The organism is Hamadaea flava (assembly GCF_024172085.1).
GTDB classification, from domain to species: domain Bacteria; phylum Actinomycetota; class Actinomycetes; order Mycobacteriales; family Micromonosporaceae; genus Hamadaea; species Hamadaea flava.
The window spans coordinates 5,870,868-5,893,850 of record NZ_JAMZDZ010000001.1; the positions used below are offsets into that span (position 1 = coordinate 5,870,868).

Below are 22,983 nucleotides of genomic sequence, written 5' to 3' on the forward strand. Positions count from 1 at the left end.
CTGATCGATCGCCTGGCGGCCAATCACATGACTCGGCTGCGAAGCCGCGTCCGACATCGACCGCATACGCCGCCGCAGGTTCGACGGCTGTGGCAGGGCCGATCGGTCAGTCCCAGCAGGCGCACCCGGTGGGGGATCGAAGGGGTGGGCGAGCAGATCGAATACAAGGCCGGCCACGCCGCCTTCGTGACGACCAAGCTGAAGGTCATCACCAAGTCCCTGGTGAAGGTCTTTCGCCAGGACCTCCAGTTCCTCAGCCAGCTCGCGGATCCCGCTATGGTCGAGTTGTGCCCGGCTCAGCGGGATCTTATCGACAACAATCCTGCTCGTTTGCACCTCCACTCTGTTCAAGATCTCAATCGCGCGGTCGATCTCCGGCTCGTGCTGGCGGCAACGTGCTTCGAACTGCCGCTGCTTGGCTGCTTCTACTTTGTCCGCTCGCTGTTGCTTGCGGCTGCCGACAAGTCTGATCGCGCGAATCGCGCCCAGTACCACGGCGGCGCCGAACGAAGCGGCACCACCGAAGTTCGCCACATCCTCAAGCGAAGACATGTGCCATCCCCGGCGGGAGCGAGCGTGTCCGCACCACTCGGCGGTGCCCCGAACAGGGGTGATGTGCTGCTGTCGATGTGAACCCATCGACGTCACAAGCCGCGGTGCGGACCGGCCCGCTGGCACTCGGCCCCACCCGCCGACCGGCGCGCAACCGGGCTTCGAGACCGGTGCAAGCGCTTGTGCCGCCAATCCCACGCCCACGACCGTCCCACGCCTGGCGCCGAACCCACGGTGCCACCTTCACGATTCTTCTCCTGTCACACCTCGCTGAGCGGCTGGAGGCGGTCGCCAAGCCAGACCGTGGAGCGCGTTGTCTCCGAAGACGAATGACCGCCCTGCCCGCCGAACTCGCTGAACTCGCTGAACTCAGTACGATCGGCGGCCCTCCGCTCGTGGCGGAGGTCGCCGTCGAACACTATGAAGAGGCTCCAGGCCAATGTCGACGGACAAGCAGTGCGACGGTGGCAGATGTTGGTCTCGTGAGTAAAGCGTGCGACGTGGGGATGTAGATCCAGACGGCCCTCGCGAGTAACCCCAATTGCGCAAGACTTTTAACTCACGGGTTCAACAACTGGGCGGCGATGCACCTACAGGTGAAACCGCTCCGGCACGTCATACCAGGCCGTGTCGACTGCACTGTAGAACAGGTAGCATCGGCGCGCATGAGCGTAGGTGAGGGCATCCACCGTGACCCTCCCGCGCGTTCCCGCCTGCACACCGGCAGGCAAGATCGCATACTCTCGGCGGCCTACAAGGTGTTCCTCGTCGACGGCTATGTCGCGGCCAAGGTCGAAGACATCGCTGCCAGAGCAGAGGTCGCGAAGCCGACCATCTACAACTATTTCGGCACGAAAGAGCGTCTGTTCGACCAAGCGGTTGGCCGCGCCATCAAAACTCTCCGCGCCGAGCTGATCACCGTGACGGGCTCACTTCCGCATCGTCTGTGCGCCTACCACCTTCGTCCGGCGCTGACCCAGTGGGCGCAGGCAATCACCTCCACCTTCACCAGATCCGATGTCACCGAGCTGAGGCGTCTTCTGCTCATCGACGGCGTGCGCCTTAGCGGCTGGCCCCACGTCGGCCGCGACTTCATCGCTCATCCGTTCCCGATGACCATCCGAAGCTGCCTCGCCCGGCAGGTCCAATTGGGGAACCTGCTCGTGCGATCGCCAGAGGAGATGTATCAAGCAGGTCAGCAATTTGTCTCCCTGGCCCTGGGCGACGTCGCCCAGCTCACCTTGATCGGTTTGGCGCCAGATGGCGACGGCGACCTCGTGGTGAACGCCGGGATCGAAACTTTCCTGGCCCGCTACGGTGCTCCCGCGACGGTGATCGGGCACCAAAGCGAGCCCCGCGATCATCAATACGTCTGGCATGAGGGTTGCCTGAGACCCGTTCCTTCAGCCTCCGTTTTGGGATGACGCGCTACGCCGGTGTGCGGGCGGTGGTTGCCGTGCTGGTGGCGGACAGTTTGTCTGGCAGATGAGCGTGCCGCCGACCGGTGTCGCTGCCCGGCGTGGTGGAGGTACCAGCGTCGGCGATCAAGGTCCTCGTCGGGCCGGGTGCGGCGATCCAGCGGGTGCCACTGTTTGCTCGCCGAGCGAGCGCTGCCGTTCGCAGCTCGTGGAAGAGCCGCGAACTAAACGGTGGCCTCCTGGCAATGACTATGTAGAAGGGCGTCAGGGGAGGTTGTCTGGTGGGGGTTGAGCGGGGGTGGCGATGGGTGGGATGCCGCTGGTGACTGTTGAGGTGGAGTCCGATGCTGCGGTGCTGGCCGCGTCGGTTGTCGACGTCGGCCAGTTCGCCACGGTCTACGACCGGCATGTGTCGGCGTTGCTGCGTTACGCGGCGAGCCGGATGGGTGCTGAGACCGCCGAGGACCTGGTGTCGGAGACCTTCCTGGTGGCGTTCCGGCTGCGAGCGCGCTTCGACCAGAGGTATGCCAGTGCACGGCCGTGGCTGCTGGGGATCTTGACAAACATGATCTCCCGGCATCGCCGGCGGGAGCGCGCGTATCTACGTCAGCTGGATGCGCTGGCGGCGCCGAGACCGGTGGACTGGCAGAGCGAGCTCGTGGATGAGCTGGCGGCGGACGCGGTGCGGCCGGCGATCCGTGCAGCGTTGGCGCGGGTCCCGGCACGGGATCGCGATGCGCTTCTGCTGGTGGTGGTGGGTGAGCTGAGTTACGCAGAGGCTGCGGAGGCGATGAGGGTGCCGATCGGGACGATCCGCTCCCGGGTGAGCCGGGCACGACAGCGGTTACGGCGGCTACTCGGCGATGTGATGGGTCAGGCGGGAGGGGAGGTTCGATGAACGACGAGGACCTAGACCGTGGTGTTCGGCTGGCGCTGGTGCCGGCTATGCAACCGACAGGAGAGCTTCGCAGGCGGGTGCTAGGACAGCTAGCGGAAGCGGGCAGCTCGCCCGAGGGGAGTCGGCGCGCGGGACGCCCGCTGATGGCGCTCGGGTTCGCGCTGGCTGCCGCGGCTGCGGTCGTTGCAGTGCAAGTGCTGCCCGGCGGCAGCACGGGGGGTACACGGGCCTATGCGGCGGGTGTGCTGCATGACGCCGCGGTGGTTGCCGCTTCGCAGGACGGGGCGGCTCCCGAAGGTGACCAGTTCGTGTTCACCGAGACGATGGCCGCCGCTCCGGCCAGATCCGGTAGCACGACGACGGTGCTGACGCGGATCTGGCGGTCGGCCGACGGCGCGTCGGATGGTCTGGTGTGGACGCAGGTGCCGAATGCGCAGGGGCGTACGCAGGTACCGCTACCGGGTTGCCGTGATGGCAAGGCCAGGTCGTGGCTGCCCGATGGGCAGCTGTCGGCGACCGCGGACCGTGCGTGTGTGGCTGAGCCTGGGTTCGCCGCACAGTTGCCGGCAAACGCTTCCGCGATGACCGACTATGTGCGGTCCTTGGGGCCGGACGTGTTCGCGCAGGTGGTCACTCTGCTGTCGACGAGCTACCTGACCGGGCCGATGCGGGCGGCGCTGTTCGACGCGTTGGCTGGGTTGCCTGACCTGCATGTCATTGAGCGGGTCGACGACAGCGCGGGGCGCTCAGGGGTGGCCGTATATCAGGGCGAGTCGCAGGCGGCGTTGGCGCTGATCTTCGACCCGGCAACCAAGCAGTTGCTGGGCTGGCAGGTTGTGGGATCGGCGAGCGTGCAGCTGCGATCGACGGCGATCCTGCGTCAGGCCGTCGTCGACACTGCCGGCCAGCTGCCCTAATGCGAGCCTGATGGACGCACATCGGTGCCGACCCGGCTGGGAGATGCGGGTCGGCACCGATGCTCACTGCGACATCACCCGGTTAGGGGTAGTAGACCGTCCAGCTGTTTGCGGTGCTCAGGTAATTGCCGGAGCCGTCGAAGAAGTCGACGATGGTGTACGCGCTACCGCTGCCGACGGAGGTCATCCAGACCGGGGACTGACCAGTGAAGTTGGTCAGGATGGTGCCCTTGTACAGCTCGCTGCCGTTGATGTTCTGGTAGACGTACGCGGTGCCGTTCGAGCTGATGCCGTTGAAGCTGTTGATGTAGAAGTCCGACCAGATCTTCGGGCTGTGGAAGCTGATGCACGATCCGGCGCCCAGCGTGTCCCGGCAGCCACCGCCCGACTGCAGCGGCCCGATTCCGGCGGAGCCAACCGACGGATTATGCGGCTTGGGGTGAACCGTGGGGTCATACCACTGCGTAAACGTGGTGCTCTTGGCCGGTGTGCCGGCATCGGCCAGCGCCGCCGACGGCAACGCGAGCAGGGACAGCGCCGCGACAAACGCCGTGGTCAACCGCTTGATGACAGACAAAAATCCTCCCGTGTGCTGAGGGGAAACCTCAACTCCCAGCAAAGATCACAATAGTACATGTGTTCTAATCGCGCTAGATCTATTCCGGATAGAACGGTGGTCGGAGGGCGACGATCGTTGCTGGGCAATGTGAATCCTCGACCGCCCCATGCCGCCTTGCGTCCTTTAGGGCGTGACTGGCGCCTGCATCCCACGGTGTTAGGCGACAGCGGCAGTGGGGATTGCCGATGTAGTGATGTCGCGGGCGCGACGCGACGCTGCCATGATCTACGGCGAGCTGTGGAGCCCAAGTTCCAGCGCGCCATGCACGGCTTCAGGCTGTCGGTCAACCGTGATCCCGACACTATCTGGGCGCCACGGCTGGCAGGTAGTGCTCCAGCCCGGCTCGATGTATCGACGTTGCGGCTCGGCCGGAAAGATCGAGGCAAACCAACCAATCGCGCAGCAGTCGACAGCGCGCCATTTCCCGACCGAGTGGCAGGAGAGGGAACAATCCGTTGGCCGCCGGATCTGCGGGCGCCGAGCCATGCCTGGCCCTCGATCTGCCCCTTGATTGGCACGAGCTCCTAGCGGCTGAGTATCACCACGGTGCTCCATCCGGCGTAGGAGACCGGGTTTGCGCCGTCGTCACCCGCCATCTCGGGCTCGCCGACCAGCACTCCTCGCCATACCTGTCGACCGCTGGCGACCTCGATACCAGCGAACTCACGTTCGACCCGCGCATCTTGGCCACGGGTAGTCGCCGGAATGTGGCCGAGCCTCATCGGCGTCAGCTACGCGGTCGAGTCGGCCTACCAGCAGGTTCTCATTCAGCGAAGGTGCGAAGCGCTCAACGTTGTCAAGGCACACAACAGTGCGGAGGTTGCCAGAGCCAATGCCGTGATCGCAGGCAAATAAACAGCCTGGCAAGCCCGCGGGCGGTTGGCTGGCTCGCGCCTATGACACCGCAGCTGAAGATCGACGGGCTCCTGTACCCAGGGCCTCACGACGTTGTCCGAAGTGACCACGGAGCAAAGGTTCCCCTCCCCTTCGACCAGTCTGGTGTTTCGGACGCCCAGGCACCCATCAGTGCGACCTCGAGAAGGAGCGCCGCCCTCGGCGAGCTCGCGAAGTATGCCTTCGAGGCTGGGCAAGGGCTGGACAACGCGCGACTCGGTGACTTCCGGCAGCGCGCAGCTACAGAGCGGCCCGGCGTGGAACGCCCCTTCGCAGTTGCCCGCCGGCGCGGCCTTCGAAGTCCCCACGTCGACACCGCCGGGCCGTCCCGGAGGCTGGCGTCAGGAGGCCTGACCCGACCTCATTGCGTATGCAGGTGTCCTGAAACGACAGTGCGTTGCTGGGCCGCGGAACCTTCAAGTCAACGCTCGAAGCTGCAAAGATCTAAACTTGTAAGTGTAGGGCTATTGCGCTGGGTGAAGGTCGGTTGCTAGCTTCACAAGGTCATTCGCGCGGGGGACGGTGCTGATGACACCACCCCCCGCCGGTCATCATTGCACCGATTAGGAGCCGGTATGACGACCAAAGGCATCGTACAGCGAGCCCTTCGAGCGGCGGCAGTGTCTGGAGCCGCCGCCACCCTCGCGGTGGTAACGATGCAAGGCCCAGCGTCCGCGTACGCGTTCGCTTCGATCCCGGGTGGCCTCGGGACTGCAGAAGCCGCGGTGGGAAACCGCTACTTTACGGCCTGCGACGGCAAGCCGAACGGCATCGGCGTATATGGACGGTTCCACACCAACAACAATGCGGACGTTGACGTCGCCGATCTGGACGGCCACGGCGGCAACTGCGGCGAGCTTGATTACTCCGATTCGCCCTACTATGCGGTGCGCATCCAGGCCATTCAGCGCGACGGCACCGCGTCTGCGTGGTCGAACACGACCGTGTGCCTTGCCGCCTGCTAGAAAGACTCGTCAGAGGTCGCAATCTGGTTATTGCGGCCTCTGACATGGTGGTTTAGGTGAGGATATCGGTGTGAAATTCTGGAACCGTCAGGCATTGGTCGTGACTCTCTGTCTCGCCACGATGTTCGCCACTGGCTGCTCCTCGCAGGAAGATCAGTCGCGCGAACCTCATGCCGAGCCGTCGGTCGGGCCACTCGCACCCGTAGGATCCGCTGCCGAAGTCAGCCTGCCGTTGGAAGCCTATAAGCCGAGTCCTGAGCAGAAAATTCTCAACGCCCGCGGACGGGACATCCTTATTGCCGACTGCCTGCGTAAATCGGGCGAGACCTGGGGAAACAGCGAAGAGCAGTTCGCGATATCCGTGAGCAACCGCAATAGCCTGCGACGAGAGACCCGATTCGGGCTCGTCGCGGAAACTGACGCCGCGCAATTCGGCTACCACGGAAATCCTCTGCTGAGGCATCCTCCAGGCGGACAAGGTGAGGTGTCGCCCGCCGGGGACAAGTGCATCAAAGAAGTGACGGCCAGCATAGCCGGGGACAAGTATCCGTCGCCCGATGATTTCATCAAGGCGGACAAACTCTCGGAAGAGGCTGCGGCCCGCACGAACAACGATAGCCGTTACATCGCGATGGCCCAGCTGTGGACAAAATGTATGGACGACAAGGGGTACGACTTCCAGTCGCCGGAAGATGCCTCGACGGATGTCCGCTGGCCCACAGAACAACCCACTGCGCAGGAAATCCAGGCGGCGACCGCCGACGTCAAGTGCAAGCACGACGTCGAGTACCTTCCACTGGTCGTGGCGCTGCGCACGGCGTATGAAAATCAGCTGATTGACGCGAGCGCCGAGGCGCTGCAGGGTGTCAAGGAGTACTACGATCGCCTGGCAAGGTTGATGGCGACGATCCTGGCTGGCAAATGACAAGCGAGAATCAACAGGGCGGTACGCACCTCAACACCAGACGCAAGGTGCTGGCGGTGGCAGCTGGTGCCGGCCTGGTATCCCTGGGCGGCGTCATCGGTGCGGCATTCGTCAAATCGCCCGAGCAGTTCCGTGCAGAAGCTGCTGGTCCGGATGCGACTGTCTTGACAGCCCGAGTGGAAAAGCGGGTTCTGGCTTCAACGGTGATCACCCGGGGAGCCGTCGGCGCGACACACCAGGTGGAAGTCACGCCAGCCACGGCCGCAGGGGCGTCGACCGCGTTGGTCACCGGTGTTTACCGGGAGATCGGTGCCCGTGTGCAGCCGGGCGACCTGCTGCTAAGTGTGTCGGGGCGACCGCTGATCGCATTGCCAGGTCCGCTAGCCGCGTACCGGGATCTGCGGCCGGGAGACAGCGGACTGGACGTGGAACAACTGCACCGTGCGTTGCGGGCACTCAAGCACTACGCCGGTGGTGACCGCGTGGGTGTTTTCGGCCCAGCCACCAAACTCGCGGTGCGCCGCTTGTATCGACGTGTTGGTTATGCGGTGCCCGACACCGGAGGATTCAACGGCCGCGGCGACCTGCCGGCGTTGCGTGCGGCCGCCGACGCGGTCGAGCTAGCCCAGGCCGAGGTCGACGCGGCACAGGCGAGCGTTGCTGGTCAAGGACAACTGGCGGCCGCGAAGCGGAAATTGGCCCGGGCCAAAGACGACCAGGCGGCGTTGATCGCGACTACAGGTCCCATGGTTCCCATGGCTGAACTCGCGTACCTGGCGGCCTTCCCGGCAACTGTCGTCTCGGTGGGCGCAGTCGGCCAGCCGGTGAAAGCCCCGCTGATCGTCCTGTCGTCCGGCGCGCTGGAGGTCGCCTGCCGGATGCGTCCGGACCAGGTCGGCGCCCTCCAGAATGGAATGAAGGCTCAAATCACTTCGGAATCGTTAGGCAACAGCACGTCCGGGACGATCACCTCGATCGGCCCGCTGACTACCGACACAGAAACGTCGGCCACCGGCGCAGCGCCAGTGTCCAGCGGTGCGGCATACCGGCTGGTCACGGTCACGCCGACGAAGGCGCTGGGCAGCGAGTGGAATCGGCAGGATGTGCGCGTCGCCATCACCGCAGCGCAGACCCCCGGCGAGGTACTGGTCGTGCCGGTGTCAGCGCTCAGCGCCGGCGCCGACGGGAAGACAACGGTGAGCGTTGTCGCAGGTGACGGCCAGCAGCGACTAGTCGAGGTGCGCCCGGGGATCTCCGGGGACGGATTCTTCGAAGTAACCCCGGTCAACGACGACCTGGTACCCGGCAGCAGGGTCGTGATCGGGAAGTGACCGCGGTGCTGCGGCTGAAAGGGATCGGCGTCACATACCCCGGCCCACCACCCGTCTGCGCCCTGCAGTCGGTCGACCTGACCGTTGAACCCGCCGAGCACCTGTCGATCGTTGGCCCCTCGGGCTCTGGAAAGTCCACCTTACTCAACGTTATTGGCCTGCTCGATCGGCCGACCACAGGTAGTTATGAGCTCGACGGCGTAGACACCAGTCAGCTCGGCGAAGCCGATCGGGCCGCATTGCGCGGATCGCGGATCGGCTTCGTATTCCAGGCGTTCCACCTGCTCGCCCACCGCACAGCGCTGGAGAACGTCGCCCTCGCCCAGCTCTACACCGGGCCGCCGGCGGCAGCGAGGCGAGAAGCCGCCCGCGTGGCACTGGACCAGGTTGGCCTGACGCATCGGTCGATGGCGTTGCCGACCCAGCTGTCCGGCGGCGAACGACAGCGCGTGGCAATCGCGCGCGCACTGGTCAACGAGCCGGCACTTTTGCTATGCGACGAGCCGACCGGCAACCTCGACTCAGGCACCGCCGATGCTGTGCTCGCGCTACTGGACGCTGTACGCGACAAGGGATTCACCATCATCACAATCACGCATGATCCGCTTGTCGCCAGACGTGGAACGCGAACCGTCACCATCCGCGACGGAAAACTGCAATGATCCCCCGATCCCGATCCCGATCCCGATCCCGATCCCGATCCCGATCCCGATCCCGATCCCGATCCCGATCCCGATCCCGATCCCGGCTGCGGCTGCGGGACCTGCTCAGCGAGGCGCTGACTGGTGTGCTGCAGCGGCCCGCACGGTCCGCTCTCACCATGCTGGGGACAGTGCTTGGCATCGGCGCATTCATCGCCGTCGTGGGACTTTCGGCCACCGCGGGCGGTCAGATCGACAAACGCTTCACTGCGTTGGCCGCGACTTCGGTATCCGTCGAAGACGTGGCCAGAACCGACGCATCCGGCCTCACCACCCTCAGTTTTCCTGCCGATGCCAGCGACCGAGTACGACAGGTCGACGGCGTCGTCGACGGCGGTGTCTACTGGGCGCTGCCCGTGCAGAATCCACGAATCGCCGGCTCGCCGACCCAAACCGGCGGCAGTTCGGGTCTTGCGCTATATGCGGCAGATCCGGGTGCCATAGCAGCCATGCGACCGCATGTGACCGCCGGCCGAGTCTTCGACGGCTTCCACCAAGCCCAAGGCGCACGAGTGGCGATCGTAGGCAGAGCCGCCGCGCAGCGCTTGGGTATTCGCCGCCTGGACGCGCTTCCAGCCGTCTTCGTCAACGACATTCCCTACACCGTGATCGGCGTCTTCGACGACCTCCAGCGAGTACCCGAACTGCTGCTCAGCATCATCATCCCCACGTCAACGGCACTGGCCGCCTACGGGCCGCCCGTCGACCAACCAGCCCGAATGCTCGTGGAAACCCAACTGGGCGCCGCACCGGTCGTTGCCGGCCAACTCGCGGTCGCCCTGCGACCGGAAGCACCCGAAAGCTTTAAGATCATCGCACCGCCCGACCCGAAAACCCTGCGCCACAACGTCACCGGAGACTTCGACGCGCTCTTCCTGCTACTGGCAGCCCTCAGCCTGGTCGTCGGTGCGGTGGGCATCGCGAACACGACATTGGTCGCCGTGATGGAGCGCATCGCCGAAATCGGTCTACGGCGATCGCTTGGCGCACGTGCTCGCCACATCGCCGCTCAGTTCCTGGCGGAGTCCGCCCTCATCGGGTCCTTCGGCGGATTGATCGGATCGAGCCTCGGCGTCGTCATAGTGCTCGCCGTCGCCATCGCCCGGCACTGGACAGCGGTCCTACCGCCGTGGGCGGCAGTGTCGGCCCCGCTGGCCGGAGCCGTGGTAGGTGTAATCGCCGGACTTTATCCAGCGATTCGCGCAACGAAGATCGAACCAGTCGAGGCTCTGCGCCGGTAGGCTCGAGCGCCGAAACGCACCGCGAAGCCTCCTTGCCAAGAGGAAGCGCAGCGCGTGCGACTCATCGCAACTGCCAAGCCAGCAGTTGGGACCAGAGCCCCGATCGGCAGCCTCTGCCGCATAGTGCTGCAGGCACGACATCGCCACGCCTGACCGCGCGGTGGGTCCCGAGCCACCAACATGGCGCCGTAGAGCAGCGGACTCGGTCTCCGCCGGGTTCCTGGATCTACGCCATCAAGCTCGCGCGACACGGGCCGGGAACGGTCGCGCTGCATAGGTCGATGCTGGTGGGCCAACACTGTCCGTCGTGGATCTGGTGAGGTGACCTGGCGTCGATAGCGCGTTTGTAGAAAGTGGACGGAAAGCAGGTGGCACAGAGCAAATTTGCGCAGCGGCCTAGCTGTGCGGCCCGCCGCTGACCTTCTGCCGGGCTCGCTGGTGCCGTTATGTCTGTCCTGTCAGGTCGGTCGGCGATGCAGCCGGCGAGCAGATCGGCGTAGCAGCAATCGCAAGATCGAAACTCATTGCGCTCGATGGCGCCGAGTTGTTAGATTCACTGGCAACGCCGCGGGGGACGGTGGTGATGACACCATCCCCCGCAGGGTCATCATCTATACCGTTTGGAGGCGGGTATGACGACCAAGCCCATTGTAAGACGGAGTCTCCGGGCAGCAGTTGTGTCCGGAGTGGTGGCCACCCTAGCCATGGCAGGCTTGCAATCACCGGCGTTTGCTTATGGGAGAATGGACATTTCGGGTGGTCTCGGTCATGCCACCACCAACAACGTCAACGACGTGCTGTTCGGCTGCGATGACAAGGCCAACGGCATTGGCGTTTACGGTCGCTTCATCATGCAAGAGGGGAGTCTCGTCGACGTGCCCGATCCTGATGGCGAATCCGGAGGGTGCGGCGTAGACGACTGGCGCGGTACAGGCTACTACGCATACAAGCTTCAGGCGGTGCAGCGAGACGGCACAGCGTCAGCCTGGGGCTACACCTACTAGGTCGCAATTCACGTCGCCACGCTGACAATTGGTCAACCTGGACGGTCGCCCAGTCGTACAATGGCCGGGCGACCGTCCAATTTCGATGCAGAGGGTATGGCTACTGTGAACCGTCTTGGATGGCGCGGGCTGACCGCGATTTTCTTGAGTGCTTCCGTGTCGATGGGATGTTCATCTCACGACCAGAAGACGCAGTCCAATGTTATCGAACCGAGCATTGGTGTGCTTGCTCCCGTGAGTTCAGTGTCGAGTATCTCGCTGCCTCTCGACGCCTACCGGCTAAGTTCAGAGCAGAAGCTTCTCGACGCGCAAGCTCAGGACCTTTTAATGAGTGATTGCATGCATAAGGCCGGAGCCTCTTTAGAGGGCGAATCAGTAACCTATTCCGTGGCCGTAAACGAGTACGTCCAGAAGCAGCGCGACAATTCGTTTGGACTAGTTGACGAATCGAAGGCTCAGCAGTTCGGCTATCATGGCGAGCCGATGCCGATTCCGGAGGAGAAGCAGTACTCGCCCTCGCCGGCTATGAGCCAGTGTTCCGCTGAAGTAAAGCAGTCCATGGCAGAGAAGGCGCCATCTGTCCAAGATTTTAGCAAGAGCTTCAGGCTTCCGGATGAAGCGGTGGCCCGTACCCGTAACGACAGTCGCTACCTCGCCATGGCCAGGCGTTGGTCGGACTGCATGAAAGACAAAGGCTACGTCTACGATTCGCCAGAGAGCGCGGCGACTGATTCCAATTGGCCAACCAGCAATCCGAGCGCAAGTGAAGTACAGACCGCGACCGCTGATGTCCGTTGTAAGGCGGAGACCGATTACCTTCCGTTGGTTGTTGCCTTGCGGACCGCGTATGAAATCCAGCTACTTGAGGAGAATGCTGAGGCGCTTCAGCGAGTCAAGGAGTATTACGATAGGCGGACGAGGTTGGTTGCAGGCATCTTGGCCGGCAAATGAGGGCTCACGAACTTAGCGGGGGTCGAGGTGACCTCGGGCGCGTCGGGTGGTCGCGCAGCGGGTGTGTAGCCGCTGGTTGGCGGCATTTCTGAACCCGTAGGCAGCGCGGGCGACGGTCTTGATCACCCGGTTGGTGCCTTCGCTGCCGTCGTTCGTGATCCCGGTCTGCAGGAAGACCAGGACCTTCGGCCACCAGGTCTGCACTGTCATCGCGAGCCGTTCGAGCTCGGGCAGGCCGGACTGGCCGCGGCGTCTGTAGAACTGCCATAGGGCATCGACGATCTGTCCTCGGCTGGGGTAGCTGCGGGCCAGGGCAAGCAGATCGAGCAGGTCTTCCTTGGTGTTCCACGCGGCCAGGATCGGTTCGCGGACGTGCTTGGGCAGCAGTCTCAGGTCGGTCTGCAGTTCGGCCAGGTGCCGGTCGGATGGGCTGTCGGCGCGGGGGGTCAGGCGGTTGCGCAGCTCCCACTCCCGAACAGCAGCTCAGCCGGGCTGGCTGGATGCAATCTGTCTGGGAAGGTCCGCGGGAGACCGCGCTGTACTTCTACGGAGGGTCAGCCGCCAGAATCCACTCGGCCATCGAGCCGCTCCTCGAAACGTATCCACTTGCCACACGCAGACGCGTTGTGGACCTGCCCACCGTCCCGAGCTGGTAAACCCAACAGTCGCCCGATGGGGAGGCAAGGCTGCAGCTGCACACGCGCCGTCTGGGCCGAGACAACGCGACGCACAATGTTCAAATGCTGCGTCAAGTGCCCGCACCTTCCCAAACGTCGAGGGCATAACGATTTGGCGGCGACATGCCGCCGGTCCCGGCCGCCACGCCGCCGCCCATGAACCGAACGCATGTTCGAGGCATGTGGCAGGTCCGGCCATCGCGAAGGCGGGCTGCGGAACGACGTGAAGGAGTCGGCGATGATCGTTTCCGTGTGATTTGTCGCGGCGGGCATCCACACAGCCCGTCCCCCGAGGGTCTTGTAACGATCGATCTCTTCTGCGATCGTGTGCGTCACATCTGGACGATCACGGGGGAGTGATTCCACAGTGGTTACTCGCGGACATGGTTTGCTCAGTTGGGCACTCGGACGCGTGAGCGCGACGGTTCGAAGCGGAGCGGCGGCTGCAGAGCCGTCAAGCGTGATGAGACACGGACACCCTCCCAAGTTTCGTCGGCTGAAGGTTCCGCGGCCGGAGGTCGCACGCGACGTGGCGCGGCACCTCGCTCGTGAGCGACGCAGCGGCGGGCGGCCTGCCCTCGCGGCGATGATGTCACTGGTTCTGGTCGCTGGCATGATCGTCGTGACTCCATCGCCGAGTTCCGCGAGGTCGGGTGATCCGGCGGGAAGTTCTCGCGCGGCGCCCGGACAGGCCACCGGTTCGGCTGCGGGCAGATCACATACTGCTACGGCTGCGTCCACGGACGCCGACCCTGGTGAGCCAGGCACTCCTCCCGCACCACCGGGACTCACAGGAGTTGTCGGCCCTGAACGAAAGTACCCCGATCCGGTGCCCATGGATGGCGCACAGTGCGTGAACTGCCCGCCGGGGACCATTCCGCGAGTGCAGCCCAAAGACGGCAAGGGCGTCGCGGTCGCCGAGCAGAAGCTATCGCCGGTGCAGTCGGCGCCAACGCCGCCGGTGTTCGACCAGGGCAGCGCAAGGGAGTTGGTCGACCAGCGGACGGAGACGTCCACGACGTTCCTGAACCCCGACGGCACCAAGACGATCCGCATGTTTGCTGGTCCCCGGTACACCCGAGACGCCTCTGGACGATGGGTCGACGTCGACACCCGGCTGGCCACGGGACCAGGCGGACGGTGGAGGCCACAAGCTGCGATGGACCTGTCTATCGCTCCCACTGCGTCCGATCCGCAGCTAGCCTCGATGAACCTGCAGGACGTCGAACTGGGGTTCTCCGTGTCCGGCGCCTCCTCGTCGCAGGCGACGCCGTCGGGCTCGGCTGCGATGTTCAGTGACGTTCGGACGGCATCAGACCTGAAGCTGGAGGTGACCAACGGCGGGTTGAAGGAAAGCATCATCCTCAAGTCGGCTTCGGCGCCCACGACCTGGACGTTCCCGCTGACGGTACGAGGGCTGACGCCAACTCTGGTGTCGGAGTCAGGGCGTGTCGAGTTCCGGGACGCCAAGGGTGAGATTCGCGCGATTATCCCGCCCGGATTCATGGCGGACGCGGCGTTTGATTGGAAGACAAACCAGGGTCCGCACTCGACCAACGTTCACTATCGGCTGGTCCAGGATGGCCAGCGGTGGTCGCTGGAGGTCAGCGCTGACCGGGAGTGGATCTCCGACCCTTCGCGGAAGTTCCCCGTGATCGTCGACCCGTCCTTCGTCACCCATTATCTGTTCATCCACGACACCTTCGTGTCGAGTAAGACCTGGCCAAACCGCGACAACTCGGCGATGACCACGCTCAATGTGGGCCATTGGAGTGACGGCGAGAACGCGGCCACCTACATCCGCTTCACCGACGCCGAGACGGCCCTGCATAACAAGTACATCCTTGGCGCGACGCTCAACCTTTACTCGATCTGGGCACTGAACTGCACTAAGTCGGCCTTGAACGTGTATCCGGTGACGTACTCCTTCACCGAGGGTGATCCGGCGACGTTCAAATGGCCAGGTCCGCCCTACGGTCCCCTCGTCGCCACCAGTTCCTTCGCACGTGGAGGACAATGCGCCAGCAACCCCGACGGGTATGAGGGGATTTCGTTCAAGCCGGAGGGTCTCAAGACTTTCACCCGGTGGACACATTTCCAGGAGCCCTGGTATGGGTTCGCGTTGCGCGGCTCGACCACCGACAGCAACAGCCAGAAGATCTTCTACAGCGCCGAAAGTTCGAAGCAGCCGTGGCTGGACGTGTCTTATTCTGACGAAGGCGCCGCGTACCTGCTCCCAGACTCCAAGTTCACCCCGCCCGTAACTCCCACGACTGCTGGGGGTATAGACGTAGTGGCGGAGAACCAGGGGTTCAACACCTGGTCCGGCAGCTATGCGATGACCGGGAAGATCATCAACCTGGGCACGGGGGCAACCGTCCAGACGGTGGTGTCCAACGTCAGCAGCTGGGGTGTCGGCAATGTGTTGCCTTTGGACATACCCCGAGTTCACCTCAGCATTCCCGCACTCGCCGCTGGCACATATCGGTTACGAATTTCGATGCGTAACGCCTCAGGGGTCGACTTCAACAGTGACGCACTGGGAAAGATCCCTACCTTCGACGTGGACTTCCAGGTCTTGCCCGCAGCAAATCCAGAGCTGGTGTCGTGGTATCCACCGAACAACGCCCAATCAGGGTCCCTGACACCGTCGCTGTTCGCGCAATACTTCGATGCCGACAGCGCGCCAGGCGACCCGCGTTACTGGTTCAGGGTGTGCAACGGCACCGCGGCAGCACCGGTCGGCTGCCAGGAGTCGAACTGGATCGAAAACTCCTCATGGTCAGTGCCAGCCGGTGTGCTGTCGTGGTCAAAGACATCGTTCTGGTACGTGGCTCTGTTCGACGGAGCGAACATGACGCCGTTGATTGGCCCGTTCTATCTGACGCCGATCGTTGCGCAGCCAGCCATCACCCATCAGCTAGCCGGAGCGAACGACAACGCAGATGTGCCAGGGGTCAATCCTCAAGTCGGCAACTATTCGACCACCGTCGTCGATGCAAGCGTCGCGACCCCAGGACTGCCACTGCGGATCGAACGCACCTACAACTCTCAGGATCCGCGCGGTTTTGGGGCAAGCGGCAGCGTGGGTGCGTTCGGACCTGGCTGGACGACACCGCTTGATCAGCGCATTACCGTGGACAGCGACGGCAGTGGCAACGTTGTGGCCACGCTGGCCAGCGGCAGGCAGTTGCGGTTCGGCCGTAACGCCGACGGCACCTACGCCCCGCCACCGGGAGTCGCGATCACGTTGGTGAAAGGCACCAGCACTTGGACGCTGCGGGATGTCAGCGGCGAGATGCGGATCTTTGACGGTTCTGGAAACCTTACGTCGATCACCAGCGTCGACGGATTGCAACAGCAGTACCTGTACACCAGCGGCCGGGTGTCGTCGATCAAGGATGTGGTCAGTGGCCGCAGCCTGTACCTGACGTGGACAAACAACCGAGTGCAATTCGTAACCACTGACCGGCCTGCGGCAGGCGCAACCCAGCCGCTCTGGGAGTACGTCTATCTGAGCGGTCGGCTTCGTGCAGTATTCTGCCCGACCGAGGCGTGCGCCTTATATAGCGTCATTGACGGTTCGCACTATCGATCCACGATTCTCGACGACAATCCGCTCGCATACTGGCCATTGTCGGAGACCAGTGGAGGCACTGCGGCCAACGTCGCCGCTCGCAAGCCAGGAGAGCTGGCCGCCACCTATGCCAACGTCACTCTCAATCAGGCCGGCGCGCTCGCCGGCACTTCGGATGCAGCGGCCAGTTTCGATGGCACCAAATCAAGCCGGCTATCAGTGCCAGATCACCTGACCACGCCGTCAATGGCCTTCGCCGTAGAATTGTGGTTCAAAGCCGCATCAGGTAAGAACGGTGTTCTATATGGCATTCAGAACACCGCGCTTGGGACAACACCCGCGCGCTACAGCCCGAGCCTGTATGTCGGTACAGATTTCAAGCTTCACGGCAAGTTCTGGACCCCGACCGGCGGCACGCAAATGGTCTCCGCGGCGCGGGTGGACGACGGTGCCTGGCACCATGTCGTGCTCTCGGTCAACGTTGACGCGCAGACGCTATTCCTCGATGGAGTCACCGTGGGTGGCTTCACCGGTAACCCAGTAGCGCAACTGGACATGTCCAAAGCGGCGTTCGGATACGGCTACAGCACCGGATGGCCCGCCGCAGGCACGGGATACTTCCCGTTCGCCGGGCAACTGGACGACATCGCTGTCTACCGTCATCCGCTCGGCCCGACACAGGTCGCCGCTCACTATGCAACACGTGTCGCCAGCCATCGGATGTCGCAGATCAAGGACGCGAATGCGGTCATCGCCACGATGAGCTATGACAATCTCACCGGCCGCTTGGCGACTCTCCAGGACCGCCACGGGGCGACCTGGGCGATCGCCCAGCCAGCGATCGGCGACGGCACTCGCAGTGTGAGCCTGTCGGCCACGGACCGCGAGACCATCACCTATGTGTTCGACGCTAACCGCGGCGACCGTCTAGTTAGCCGTCAAGACGGCGCCGGGACGGCTAGCTGGGGATACGACGCGAATGGGTTCGTCAACGCCTACACCGACGCAAATGGCCGTCTCACAGGAATGTCCCGCGATGCGCGCGGCAATGTGGTCATGACCTCGCAGAAGAAAGCCGGGGCGTGGCACTTCTCCGAAGCGGGCTACTACCTCAACCCGGCCAACCCTCTCGATCCCCGAAATGACAAGATCATCTATCAGTCGGGCACGCGCAACGCCTGGGACCTCGATCCAAAGAACCGGATCCGATACGACCTGTCAACCAGTGGCCGCATTACCAAGATCACCTATCCTCAGCCAGCGGGCACCACGGCGTTCCCGACGGAAACCTTCGCCTATGCGGCTGGCACGGAGGCCGCGGTGGGCGGCGGCACCGTCCCCGCAGGCATGCTCATACAGAAGGTCAGCAAACTCGGCGGCAGAACCGACTACACCTATGACGCCAAGGGCAACATGGTCACCAGCACCGAGCCGCTCGGACTGACCACCACGTTCACCCGGGACCTGCTTGGCCGCGCCACTGGCCAGACCACCAGTGCGGTTGTCAGCGACACGACCGTCACCTACGGCACCACGTCGACCGCCTACGATGGCGCGTCACGCGTGCGCGTCGAAACGGGGCCTGCGGTCACCAACCCGATCACCGGCATCACACACACCGCTGAGACCACCTACACCTACAGCCGTGGCTTGTTGGCAGAAAAGCAGACTGTCGACATCACCGGCGGGGACCCGGCCCGCACCTGGTCCTACACCTATGACACTGCTGGACGTCTGCTGTCCACCACCACCCCGGACAATGTCACCACCAGCCAGGCTTGGAACACCGCCGGTGACCTTGCCTGGCAGACGCAGCCCAGCGGCCTCAAACTTGAATACGCCTACGACGACGCCCGCAGGCTCATCGAGACCACCGCGGTCGGCGCCGGCGTCGACCCGACGAGCTCTCAGGCCACCCGCCTGGTCATCGAATCGCGGGCATATGATCCCGCAGGGCAGCTCGCGTCGAAGGTCGATGCCAACGGCCGCGAGACTACCTACACCTACTTCGATGACGGGCTGCTGGCTACCGAGAATCGTGTCACCCGCGATCCGCAAGGCAACATCACGTCCACCGTCGTGCTACGTGAGAACGAGTATGATCACGGCACCAATCTGATCCGGGTGACCGAAGCCGGCGGCATCGTACGCGACATCGACTACGACGACGCTGGCAACGTCGTGCAGGAAACCCTCGACCATGCCGGCATCGCCCGCTCGACGGTGCTGCGCTATAACGGCGCCAGCAAGGTCATCACCGAGCGACAAACCAGCGGGGCTACCTTTGTCACCGGCCGGACCGCCGAAACGCCATACCTGAGCAACAACAACGGATCACAGCTCGACGGCGCCGGAAGCCGCTACGCCGACGGTGCCGCCACCATGACCTACAAATTCACCTTCCCGCAAGAAGCCGCCAACGGCACCATCACCCTGGAAGTCGACAACCAGTACCTGCTGGAGTACAGCACCGACAACCAAACATGGACCACCTGGCGCAGCGAGACCCGCGACATCCGCGACGGCTCCAACCGCGACACTTTCGCCCTGCCGCTGGCCAGCCTCCTCGCGAGTCAGAAGACGATCTATGTCCGCATCGGCGACAGTCAACCGGCAAACGGCTGGGGCGGTGCCCTCTCCCGAGTCTGGGTCGAATACGCCAGGGCCACGCAGCCTGCCGCCCAAACCACCAACACCTACGATCAGCTCGGTCGGATCACCAGCACGACAGTGGACAACGCCGGCGGCAACCCGACCTCGCTGACCAGCTTCAGCCACCGTGATCCCCGCGGCCTCGTACGTCAGAGCATCGATCCGTCCGGCAACGTCACCGACTTCACCTATGACGCCAACGGCAGCCCGGCAACGGTGACCGAACCAGCCCGCACCGTGTGGCGTGATGGAGTGCGCACCGACAACCTTCGACCCGTCACCACTCTGGGCCGCGACACCTTCGGAGACCTCACCCAGCAGCGCGATCCATACTCTGCGACCATCACCGTCGGCTACGACCAGATGAGCCGTCCCACCACGATCACCCTGCCGACCTATACGCCACCGGGCGGGCTACCGATCACCGCCACAACCACCACCAGCTACTACCCCAACGGCAAGGTCAAAGACAGCACAGACGCACTGAACCGGCAGACCTCTTACACCTACGACCTATACGGTCGCCCTGTCACCAAGATACTTCCCGACCCCGACGGCTCCGGCCCGAAAGGTCGTTCCCAGTGGATCTACACCTACGACCGATCCGGTGAACTCGTCGAAAGGGTCGACCCCACCGGCGGGCGCACCTCCGCCACCTACAACAACCTCGGCGCCCTGGTCACCCAAACCCTGGTCGAACGCAGCGGCCCGGACACCTTCTACTACACCACCACCTACGGCCGAGACGACGCCGGCTACCTGACCAGCATCACCAGCCCCATCGCCGGGCACACCACTCAGTTCACCAACAACCGCGCTGGTGAACCCACCAAGATCACCGACGGCGAAGGCGTCATCCGCGACCTGCGCTACGACCAGCTTGGCCAGATCACCACCCAAATCACCAGCGGCACCCGCGCCACCAGCTACACCTACGACACCGCCGGGCGGCTCAGCGCCACCGCCGACCACACCGTCACCAGCGGAACCCTGTCACCGCCGCTGCGAACCGGCACGTTCACCTACGACGCTTCCGATCGCCGCACCACCGTCACCAGCCCAGACGGTCGGATCACCCAGTACGGCTATGACGTCCACGACCAACCCACCACGATCACCCAACGCACCAACCCAGCCGACCCGGGCACCGCGATCACCGTCAACCTCGGCTACGACGCACTCGGACGGCACACCCGCACAGTCGACGGCAACGGCAACGCCACCGACTACACCCGCAACAGCTGGGGACTGATAACCGACGTCAACGAACCAGCCACCACCGCTCCCGCCGACCGAACCTTCACGACCGTCTACGACGCAGCCGGCCAGCCGATCAAAGACATCGCCCCCGGCAACGTGATCCGCACCCGCACCTTCGACGGACTCGGTAACCAGCTCACCGAGACCGGCACGGGCACCAGCGCGGCCACCACCGACCGCGTCCTGGCCTACGACGCCCTCGGACGCATCACCAGCGCCAGCAGCCCCACCGGGACGATCACCTACACGTGGAACGACCGCGGCCTGCTCGCCGGCACCACCAGCCCGGCAGCCACGGCCACGTTCGCCTACGACGCCGAAAGCAACCTAACCACTCGCACGGACAGCAACGGCACCACCAGCTTCACCTACGACAACGCCAGCCGAACCAAGACCATCACCGACCCACTGACCGGCAAAACCGCCACGAACACCTACAACACTCTTGGCGAGCTCACCGACACCAGCTACGGCCTCAACCAGCCCAGCCGCCACTACACCTACAACAACCGCGGCGACTTGACCACCGACACCCTCAACAACTCCACCGGCGGCACCGTCGCGTCCGCCACCCTCACCTACACGCTCGACGGGCTCCTGCAAACCCGCACCACCACCGGCCTCGCCGGAGCAGGAACCAACACCTACAGCTACGACGGACTCGGTCGCGTCACAACCTGGACCCGGCCCGACACCCAACAGGTCACCTACGGCTACGACAACACTTCCAACCGCACCACCGTCACCAGCGCCGCAGGCACCCGCACCTACACCTACGACACCCGCAACCGCCTGACATCGGCCACCGGCGGCGGCGAACCCACCCTGACCAACACCTGGTCACCCAGAGGAACCCTCGAAACCAGCACCACCGGCGCCCACGCGATCACCTACACCAACGATGCGTTCGACCAGACGCTCCAGGCCGCCGACGGCACCGACACCATCACCTATACCTACGACGCACTCGGCCGAGTCAGCCAACGCAACTCAAGCGCCTTCGGCTATGCCGACCAGACCAACGACGCCCACGACATCCCCGCCACGAGCGGCACCACAAAAATCGCCCGCGACACCGCCGGCACCGCAATCGCCGACAACACCAGCGGAACCAGCAGGCAACTCGTCACCGACCCCATCCACGGCGACACCACCGCCGCCGTCGACCCGACCACCGGCACCCTGCTGGCCTCCCGCAGCTACACCCCCTACGGCGACACCTACGCCACCACCGGCCAACTCCCGACCGGATTCCAAGGCGGCTACACCGACCCCACCACCGGGCTGATCAACGCGCACGCCCGCTGGTACGACCCCAACCAAGCCACCTTCACCAGCCGCGACAGCCTCATCCTCACCCCCGACCCGGTCACCCAAACCAACCGGTACGCCTACGGCAACGCCAATCCAGTCAACCTCGCCGACCCATCCGGCCACTGCGCCGAAGACCTCTGCCTCGCCGAAGGCATGGTCTTGCTGGCGATCGTGCTGTTCGCCAGCGCCGCCGTCATCACCGCGACCGGAGGCTTCGGCGACGCCGCCGACAAGTCGATCATCAGCAAGATCCTCACGGCCGGATACACCCTCAGCACGCTCATGATCCTCGATCTGGTCAAGGCCGGCTACTCCGCCCAGGACATTGTCAACAAACTTCAGCAGTCATTCCCCACCGACACCACGATTCAGCGCATCATCGACGAAGGTAGAACCGCGTCACCGCCCAGCACCTTCACCCCCGCCAGCGCGTCCAACCTCACCGCCGGCCACTACACCCCGACCGCGGGAAGCACCATCAGCGTCTGGCGACCGTCCACCGTATCGGCGACTCCGCCAGGGCAGTACGTACAAAACAGCGTCACGCCCTCCATCGCCATCGCCATCCCCGCCATCCTCAACGCAGAAGCCGACGGCAGCCAGGCGCAAAACGCCGTGGTCGCGGGGATGGCGTCAGCTGTCGCTGCTAGTGCAGGTGGACCTGAAGATCCTTCGAAATGTGAGGCGGAGGCGAGGGCTGGCCTTCTGGCGGACCTGGTCGAGGAGCTCGCGAGCAGTGGGATACCAACCGGCGGCAGCCCTGGCGCGCCCTTGCCCCGCGGCGGCATCTACGCCCTGATCTCAGATCATGGCACTGTCATGCGAACAGGGCGCACCAACGACTTGAAGGTCCGAGAAAGCCGCCATAACACCGATTACGGTCGCAGCCTGCGGTTCGTCGTCCTCGCGAGAACAGACAACTATGATGAGATTCGGGGACTTGAGGAGATCATCGAAAACTGGTACACGCCGATGTTGCGTGATAATCGCGCCATCGGTCTGGGGAATAAGAACCGCGCGAAATACATAGCTGCCGCTGAGGCATGGCTCAAACGATGCTAAGGAAACGAGCTGGTGAGACGTAGAG

At 64.0% G+C, this 22,983-nt stretch carries 14 protein-coding genes; 12 read left to right on the forward strand and 2 right to left on the reverse strand.

What is annotated here, in order from left to right:
- The first annotated feature begins 144 nt into the window (after positions 1-144).
- The 4 genes from HDA40_RS27600 (at position 145) to HDA40_RS27615 (ending at position 3,785) form a co-directional block, all read left to right on the forward strand.
- A complete protein-coding gene (locus HDA40_RS27600) occupies positions 145-633 on the forward strand; it encodes a hypothetical protein (protein WP_253760716.1) in 489 nt (162 codons plus the stop codon).
- 584 nt (positions 634-1,217) lie between these two features.
- The gene (locus HDA40_RS27605; RefSeq protein ID WP_253760717.1) at positions 1,218-1,976 is read left to right on the forward strand and encodes a TetR/AcrR family transcriptional regulator; all 759 of its coding nucleotides are present in this window, start codon (positions 1,218-1,220) and stop codon (positions 1,974-1,976) included.
- A gap of 316 nt (positions 1,977-2,292) precedes the next feature.
- A complete protein-coding gene (locus HDA40_RS27610) occupies positions 2,293-2,868 on the forward strand; it encodes an RNA polymerase sigma factor (protein WP_253760718.1) in 576 nt (191 codons plus the stop codon).
- A complete protein-coding gene (locus HDA40_RS27615) occupies positions 2,865-3,785 on the forward strand; it encodes a CU044_5270 family protein (protein WP_253760719.1) in 921 nt (306 codons plus the stop codon). Before HDA40_RS27610 ends, HDA40_RS27615 begins: the two co-directional genes overlap by 4 nt.
- 82 nt (positions 3,786-3,867) lie before the next feature.
- Here HDA40_RS27615 and HDA40_RS27620 read toward each other — a convergent pair whose 3' ends face one another.
- On the reverse strand, positions 3,868-4,344 hold the full coding sequence (locus HDA40_RS27620; protein WP_253760720.1) for a hypothetical protein: 477 nt from the start codon (positions 4,342-4,344) through the stop codon (positions 3,868-3,870).
- 1,529 nt (positions 4,345-5,873) lie between these two features.
- Here HDA40_RS27620 and HDA40_RS27625 point away from each other — a divergent pair.
- The 7 genes from HDA40_RS27625 (at position 5,874) to HDA40_RS27655 (ending at position 12,416) form a co-directional block, all read left to right on the forward strand.
- Positions 5,874-6,263 carry a hypothetical protein gene (locus HDA40_RS27625; RefSeq protein WP_253760721.1) on the forward strand — a complete coding sequence of 130 codons (390 nt, stop codon included), beginning with the start codon at positions 5,874-5,876 and terminating at the stop codon, positions 6,261-6,263.
- A 70-nt stretch (positions 6,264-6,333) separates the two neighbouring features.
- On the forward strand, positions 6,334-7,188 hold the full coding sequence (locus HDA40_RS27630; RefSeq protein ID WP_253760722.1) for a hypothetical protein: 855 nt from the start codon (positions 6,334-6,336) through the stop codon (positions 7,186-7,188).
- Entirely contained in the window at positions 7,185-8,519 is a 1,335-nt protein-coding gene (locus HDA40_RS27635) for an efflux RND transporter periplasmic adaptor subunit (protein WP_253760723.1), read from the forward strand. Before HDA40_RS27630 ends, HDA40_RS27635 begins: the two co-directional genes overlap by 4 nt.
- Positions 8,516-9,181 (forward strand): ABC transporter ATP-binding protein, encoded by a 666-nt coding sequence (locus tag HDA40_RS27640; protein WP_308197774.1) that lies wholly within the window; start codon positions 8,516-8,518, stop codon positions 9,179-9,181. Before HDA40_RS27635 ends, HDA40_RS27640 begins: the two co-directional genes overlap by 4 nt.
- 158 nt (positions 9,182-9,339) lie before the next feature.
- On the forward strand, positions 9,340-10,461 hold the full coding sequence (locus tag HDA40_RS27645; protein ID WP_275978314.1) for an ABC transporter permease: 1,122 nt from the start codon (positions 9,340-9,342) through the stop codon (positions 10,459-10,461).
- Between the two features lie 632 nt (positions 10,462-11,093).
- On the forward strand, positions 11,094-11,465 hold the full coding sequence (locus HDA40_RS27650; RefSeq protein WP_253760725.1) for a hypothetical protein: 372 nt from the start codon (positions 11,094-11,096) through the stop codon (positions 11,463-11,465).
- A 96-nt stretch (positions 11,466-11,561) separates the two neighbouring features.
- Positions 11,562-12,416, forward strand: coding sequence for a hypothetical protein (locus HDA40_RS27655; protein ID WP_253760726.1), 855 nt, complete (start codon positions 11,562-11,564; stop codon positions 12,414-12,416).
- A gap of 12 nt (positions 12,417-12,428) precedes the next feature.
- Here HDA40_RS27655 and HDA40_RS27660 read toward each other — a convergent pair whose 3' ends face one another.
- Positions 12,429-12,878 carry a transposase gene (locus HDA40_RS27660; protein ID WP_308197839.1) on the reverse strand — a complete coding sequence of 150 codons (450 nt, stop codon included), beginning with the start codon at positions 12,876-12,878 and terminating at the stop codon, positions 12,429-12,431.
- Between the two features lie 1,098 nt (positions 12,879-13,976).
- On the opposite strand from HDA40_RS27660, the gene HDA40_RS27665 reads away from it, so the two are divergent.
- On the forward strand, positions 13,977-22,958 hold the full coding sequence (locus tag HDA40_RS27665) for an RHS repeat-associated core domain-containing protein (protein ID WP_253760727.1): 8,982 nt from the start codon (positions 13,977-13,979) through the stop codon (positions 22,956-22,958).
- Positions 22,959-22,983 lie beyond the last annotated feature (25 nt).

Coding starts and splice junctions, on each gene's coding strand:
- HDA40_RS27615 (WP_253760719.1), top strand. CDS start 2,865: ATGAACGACGAGGACCTAGACCGTGGTGTTCGGCTGGCGCTGGTGCCG.
- HDA40_RS27635 (WP_253760723.1), top strand. CDS start 7,185: ATGACAAGCGAGAATCAACAGGGCGGTACGCACCTCAACACCAGACGC.
- HDA40_RS27645 (WP_275978314.1), top strand. CDS start 9,340: ATGCTGGGGACAGTGCTTGGCATCGGCGCATTCATCGCCGTCGTGGGA.
- HDA40_RS27605 (WP_253760717.1), top strand. CDS start 1,218: ATGAGCGTAGGTGAGGGCATCCACCGTGACCCTCCCGCGCGTTCCCGC.
- HDA40_RS27625 (WP_253760721.1), top strand. CDS start 5,874: ATGACGACCAAAGGCATCGTACAGCGAGCCCTTCGAGCGGCGGCAGTG.
- HDA40_RS27650 (WP_253760725.1), top strand. CDS start 11,094: ATGACGACCAAGCCCATTGTAAGACGGAGTCTCCGGGCAGCAGTTGTG.
- HDA40_RS27655 (WP_253760726.1), top strand. CDS start 11,562: ATGGCTACTGTGAACCGTCTTGGATGGCGCGGGCTGACCGCGATTTTC.